At 40.3% G+C, this 5654-nt stretch carries 7 protein-coding genes; 2 read left to right on the plus strand and 5 right to left on the minus strand.

Going from position 1 to position 5654, the window contains the following annotated elements; all coding sequences use genetic code 11:
- Together ACGHIN_RS16270 and ACGHIN_RS16275 are read left to right on the plus strand one after the other, a co-directional pair.
- Nucleotides 1–572, plus strand: a 572-nt coding sequence (locus ACGHIN_RS16270) for a Crp/Fnr family transcriptional regulator (protein ID WP_390455937.1), incomplete at its 5' end; no start/stop codon positions are given.
- A gap of 18 nt (nucleotides 573–590) precedes the next feature.
- On the plus strand, nucleotides 591–1037 hold the full coding sequence (locus tag ACGHIN_RS16275) for a PCC domain-containing protein (RefSeq protein ID WP_390455940.1): 447 nt from the start codon (nucleotides 591–593) through the stop codon (nucleotides 1035–1037).
- On the opposite strand, the gene bioA is transcribed toward ACGHIN_RS16275, so the two are convergent.
- From bioA to ACGHIN_RS16300, 5 genes are read right to left on the minus strand one after another with little or no spacing between them, the layout of a single operon-like run.
- Entirely contained in the window at nucleotides 967–2292 is a 1326-nt protein-coding gene (bioA, locus tag ACGHIN_RS16280; protein WP_390455943.1) for an adenosylmethionine--8-amino-7-oxononanoate transaminase, read from the minus strand. The two genes, ACGHIN_RS16275 and bioA, sit on opposite strands and share 71 nt — an antisense overlap.
- The gene (gene bioB / locus ACGHIN_RS16285) at nucleotides 2277–3275 is read right to left on the minus strand and encodes a biotin synthase BioB (RefSeq protein ID WP_390455946.1); all 999 of its coding nucleotides are present in this window, start codon (nucleotides 3273–3275) and stop codon (nucleotides 2277–2279) included. Before bioB ends, bioA begins: the two co-directional genes overlap by 16 nt.
- On the minus strand, nucleotides 3268–3891 hold the full coding sequence (gene bioD / locus ACGHIN_RS16290) for a dethiobiotin synthase (RefSeq protein WP_390455949.1): 624 nt from the start codon (nucleotides 3889–3891) through the stop codon (nucleotides 3268–3270). Before bioD ends, bioB begins: the two co-directional genes overlap by 8 nt.
- Nucleotides 3891–4994, minus strand: coding sequence for an aminotransferase class I/II-fold pyridoxal phosphate-dependent enzyme (locus tag ACGHIN_RS16295; RefSeq protein WP_390455952.1), 1104 nt, complete (start codon nucleotides 4992–4994; stop codon nucleotides 3891–3893). The genes bioD and ACGHIN_RS16295 overlap by 1 nt, the downstream gene beginning before the upstream one ends.
- Before the next feature lie 6 nt (nucleotides 4995–5000).
- Complete coding sequence (locus ACGHIN_RS16300; protein ID WP_390455955.1) at nucleotides 5001–5606, minus strand: hypothetical protein; 606 nt, start codon at nucleotides 5604–5606, stop codon at nucleotides 5001–5003.
- Nucleotides 5607–5654 lie beyond the last annotated feature (48 nt).

The following is a 5654-nucleotide window of genomic DNA, read 5'->3' on the forward strand; positions in this document are numbered from 1 at the left end:
TTTCATTAGGAGCAGAAGTCAGAAAATATGAGGCGAATGAAATTATTTTTCGGGAAGGAGAATCCCCACTCTATTATTTCCAGATTCTGCAGGGTAAAGTAAAATTGAATAATTATAATGAGGACGGTAAAGAATTTATTCAGAATTTATTTTCTGATGGGCAGAGCTTTGGAGAATCCCTTCTTTTTATAGACCGGCCTTATCCTATGAACGCTGTAGCTATTGATGACAGCAAAATTATTAAATTGCCCAAATCTCATTTTTTGAAACTGATCCAGGAGAATCCTGAAGTCAGCGTCAATATTTATCAATGTCTTGCGGAAAGAATGTATTATAAGTATATTATGCTGTATAATCTGTCTTTCCAGAGCCCGGAATCCAAATTGAAATTATTTATGGATTACCTCAAAAGCTATCATGAAGATAAAAAGCCCTACTCCTTCCAGATTCCTTTAACAAGACAACAAATGGCTTCATTAACTGGATTGCGGGTGGAGACCGTGATCAGGGTCATTAAGAATATGGAAAAGAATAAAGTATTAAAAATACAAAACAGGAAAATTTATTACTAAGGATTTCCCGGCATTGATATGAATATACAAACTTTGCTAGGCCGCTTTTGGAAGGCTAAGAAAATAGAGAGTGTTTATATAGTAAGCATCAACGAAGGAGTAAGTGTTATAACAGGGCTTACTCATTTTATTATGGATCAGAAGATTGTAGCGGGTAAAATTTCAGGAGCTGGAATTTCCAGTCATCTGACAATGAGGTTTTTTAATCCTAATAAAAAAAATAATGAATACGCAGAATTTTTCAATACGTATGAAATTATCAATATTTTAGGAAGTTTCTTCATGATTCAGAAAGACCCGGTGCTAACTCTTGATGTTATCCTGAAGAAAGAAAGCCATACCACTCTTTCAGGTTCACTTATAGATGCCGAAATAAGCGGTATGAATAACTTCTTTATCTTTCCTGTAGGAAGTGGGAGCATCCCGCATCAACACCAGTTTTCAGATGCTCAAAACTGGAACTGATCTCCAGAATCTGGGCATATACAAAATCGAGCTCTTCTTTAGTAATGCAATAAGGGGGAACCAGATACAGGATATTTCCTAATGGGCGGATAAGAATTCCTTTTTGCAGAAATTCATCATACAACATTTTTCCTGTCTCATTAAAATAAGAGGCCTCTTTCTCTGTTTTATATTCCCATGCCAGAATAGTTCCTGTCTGTCTTACATTTTCAACCTGCTTACATGTTCTAAGGACTTCTGTAAATTGACGATGCTGCTCTGTTATCCTGCGGATATCGGATTGAGTGGTTTCGCTTAATAGCAATTCCATGCTTGCTAACGCCGCTGAGCATGCTAAAGGATTGGCGGTAAAAGAGTGCCCATGGAAAAGGGTTTTGTATTTGTCTTCAGACAAGAAAGCATTGTAAATGGCGTCAGAACAGGTGGTAATTCCCATAGGCATGGTCCCGCCTGTCAGACCTTTTGAAAAGCACATGATGTCAGGTTGTTCAGATAAATAATCAGCAGCGAATAATTTCCCGGTCCTGCCAAAGCCTGTGAATACTTCATCCTGTATCATAAGGATTTCCTGTGTTCTGCAGAATCTCATCAGTTCACTCAGATCTTCGGCTTTGTGCATAAGCATTCCTGCAGCTCCCTGTACCAAAGGCTCATAAATAAAACAGGCAATCTCATCTTTTATTTCATGAATCTGCTGTTTTAAGCCGGTTATATTTTCCGAAGTGGGAACATCAATGAATACAACATCAAAAAGCAAATCCCTGAATGGATGTGTCCAGACACTTCTTCCACTTACCGACATGGCACCGAAGGTGTCTCCATGATAAGCATTTCTGAAAGCCAGTATTTTTGTTTTGGTCTTTTCCTGATTATGGGCATATTGAATGCACATCTTTAATGCAACTTCAACAGCTGTAGAACCGTTATCGGAATAAAAAACCTTTTGCTGATGATCAGGAAGCAGTCTCAGCAGGTTTTCTGAAAGCAGAACAGCCGGTTCATGGGTAAATCCTGCAAAAATAACCTGTTCCAGTGTATTGAGCTGTTCACTGACACGCTGGGCAATATAAGGATGGGCGTGGCCATGAAGCGTAACCCACCATGAGGAAACTGCATCAATATATTTCTTTCCCTCATTATCATAAAGGTAAACCCCTTTCCCACGAATAATAGGAATGGCATCTTCTGCGGTCTGCATTTGAGTGTACGGATGCCAGTTAACTGCCCTGTCTCGTTTCTTTAATTCGTTGTGCATGTTGTTGGTATACTTTCTTTAACCATCGGTTTCAAGCCTAAATTGGTAAGCATCTGCATATCTTCGGAAACTCCGGGATTTGGTGTAACCAATAAGGTCTCTCTTTCTCCTGTGAATATGGAATTGGCTCCTGCCATAAAACACCAGGCCTGCTCGGTTTCGTCCATTTCTATACGTCCTGCACTCAAACGGATCACAGAAGCAGGCATTACAATTCTTGCTGTTGCGATCATTCTTACCATTTCCCAGGTATCTACTTTAGGATTATTTTCCAAAGGTGTTCCTGCTACTCTTGCTAAAGCATTCACCGGAACGGAATCCGGATGTTTCGGCATGGTGGCCAGCGTGAGAATCATGGATATTCTGTCTCTGTTCGTTTCCCCTAATCCGATGATGCCTCCTGAACAAACGGTAATTCCTGCCTTTCTTACATTGTTTATGGTGTTGATTCTGTTATCAAAAGTACGGGTGGAAATTATTTCCTCATAATACTGTTCCGAAGTGTCAAGATTGTGGTTATAGGCATGCAGTCCTGCTTCCTGAAGGCGGGCTGCCTGCTCTTCCGTTAACATTCCCAAGGTACAGCAGACCTCCAATCCCAAGTCGTTTACTCCTTTTACCATATCAATCACTCGGTCGAAATCCCTGTTATTCCTTACCTCTCTCCATGCGGCTGCCATACAGAAACGGGATGAACCGCCCTCTTTAGCTTTCCTTGCATGTTCAATAACGGTTTCAGTAGGCAAAAGAGCCTGTACTTTAATATTGGTGTGGTAACGGGCAGCCTGTCCGCAATAAGAGCAGTCTTCCGGGCAGCCTCCTGTTTTAATGGATAATAAAGTGCAAATCTGTACTGCTGAAGGATCGTGCCATTCACGGTGTACGGTTGCCGCTTTATAGATAAGCTCCATTAGAGGCAAATGGTAGATCGCTTCTATTTCTTCTTTAGTCCAGTTGTTTCTAAGTTCTGTTTTTTTACTCATGGTATAATTCTAAATTTTCTAATAGGATATCCATATTTTCCCGGGTGGGCGGATTAAACTCCGGTATCCTGATAATAGCTGTTTCTTCTTTTTTTACCTGATCACAGATAATACGTTCTGTATCTCGAGGAAAACCTCCGTTGAGAATGAGATATTTCAAATGCAGGCTCCTTTGCCTGATCATCATGATCGATAGTAAACTGTGATTGATACACCCGAGGTAATTTTTTACAACCAGGGCTACCGGGATATTGAGTTTTTCAATAAGATCAATGATGTATTCTGTATTGGAAAGAGGAACCATCAGTCCTCCTGCTCCTTCTATAATCAGGGGTTTAGAAGTTTCCGGCAAACTGAAATCCTTTACTTGAATAGAAATTCCTTCTTCTGCGGCAGACTGGTGTGGAGATGCAGCCAATTTCAGACGATAAGTTTCGGGATGGCAAACCACCTCTTTACCTGCCAGATTTTTCACAGTCATGCTATCCGTATAATGCAGGTCACCGGATTGTATGGGCTTCCAGTAATCAGCGCCAAAATACCGGGTCAGAACCGCAGAGCAGATAGTTTTACCTACTCCGGTTCCTATTCCCGTTATGAAAAGTCTCTCTTTCATCAGATGTTATGTTGAATGATTTGGGTCAGTTCCATGATCTCTTCTTCGGTATTGAAGCTGTGCAGGCAGATTCGAAGTCTCTCGGTTCCGGGCTTCACGGTCGGGCTGCATATAGCATAAGTGAGAAATCCTTTTTCCAATAATACCTGTTGTATATATTTTAACTTAATGACATCAGGAATAATGATAGCCTGTATAGGGCTGATTTCAGATGAAGGCGTTGGCAAATCCTGATTTCTGAAAGTTCTGATGTTTTCCATTAACCGGTTTGAGATCTGTGTAGTTTTGAGATAGTTATAATTGTTTTTTATGGTTTTCCATTGCCAGTTTTGAGGTGAAGTACTGTAAATAAAAGGCGATGCAAAGTTGATCAGGTAATCTTTGATCAATTCATTTGTTAAGATAGCTGCTCCATGAGCACCGAGAGCTTTTCCGTATGTTACTACCGTTGCCAGAACCTTATCCTGTAATTGCTGCTGATCCACCAAGCCGTTTCCAAAAACTCCAAAAGCATGGGCTTCATCTACCAGCAGGGAAGCAGAATATTGTTCAGCTAATGCCGCAATATCCTTAAGCGGAGCCAAATCGCCATCCATAGAATAAAGGCTTTCAACAGCGATATAACAATGTCCTTTTTGTTTTTTCAGCTTTTCTTCCAGATTTTCAAGATCATTATGCCTGAATTTTAATTTAGTGGCATTAGACATTTTGCAGGCGTCATGTACAGAACGATGAATCAGCTCATCTGCAATAATAGTGTCATGGCGATTGGGCAACGTCGATAATAAAGCCAAATTGGCATTATATCCCGATTGAAAAAGCAAGGCAGATGGATATTGATGCTGTTCTGCAATAAATTTTTCAATCTCCATAACTTCAGTGCTGTTTCCGCTGATCAGCCTAGACCCCGTACTTCCGGCTAACAATTTCGGCTCTCCTTTGATCTGGTGCAACAATAGGTTTTGCAGCTCTGCATTTCTGGCCAGTCCAAGATAATCATTGGAATAAAAATCTATTCCATCAGAAGGTAAGCGTAGCGACCTTAAGGTGCCTTCCTTTTTTCTTTTATTTAAAGCGGCTTGAAAATGGAAATGGTTACTCATTGTCTTTTATACTTCCTGGGCAATTGTACTGATCCATTGGTCATGAAGCTTTTGCTCTATTTTAAGAATATGATTGGCATGCAATTTCCAATCCGGAGAGAAACCGTTCAGCTGACTGATCATCTCTTCCAAATGACCTTCTTCTTCAAGAATAATGGATTTTACCATAATTTTTGAGGATTCTTTGGTGAGTATATCCTGATAGACCGGGTACAACTCATCTGCCCGAACTTCAATGGCGTAGGTTACAAACAGGTAGGCTGCATATCTCAATTCTTCTTTGGTAAGCTCAAAAGTATTTCGAAGATAGCGGCAGGTTTGAATGTCTAATGAATGCAGATATTGCCTGGTGGCATGGGAGGCAAGCAATTCATTGCTTTCATAAGTATTGCATAATTCCGGGTTGATCTTCCCGATCTGTTTTTTGAGATAATAGGCATGACGGTGTTCTTCAGCAGCATGTTTCAATTGAATCAAGCTGACTTTGGAATGGTGTTCACAGGCGGAAATTTTGCGTGCACCTGCATTTTCCATAAAAGAAAGCGTATTCAGCCATTTGGCATGAGTTCCATGATCCTGTACTATTTTTTGTAATAGATGAGAAAATGTCATTTTTTTTAATTTGGGCCAAATGTAGTATATTGCCGGATGGTTATATGG

It is taken from the genome of Chryseobacterium barbadense (genome assembly GCF_042849955.1).
Lineage (GTDB): Bacteria > Bacteroidota > Bacteroidia > Flavobacteriales > Weeksellaceae > Chryseobacterium.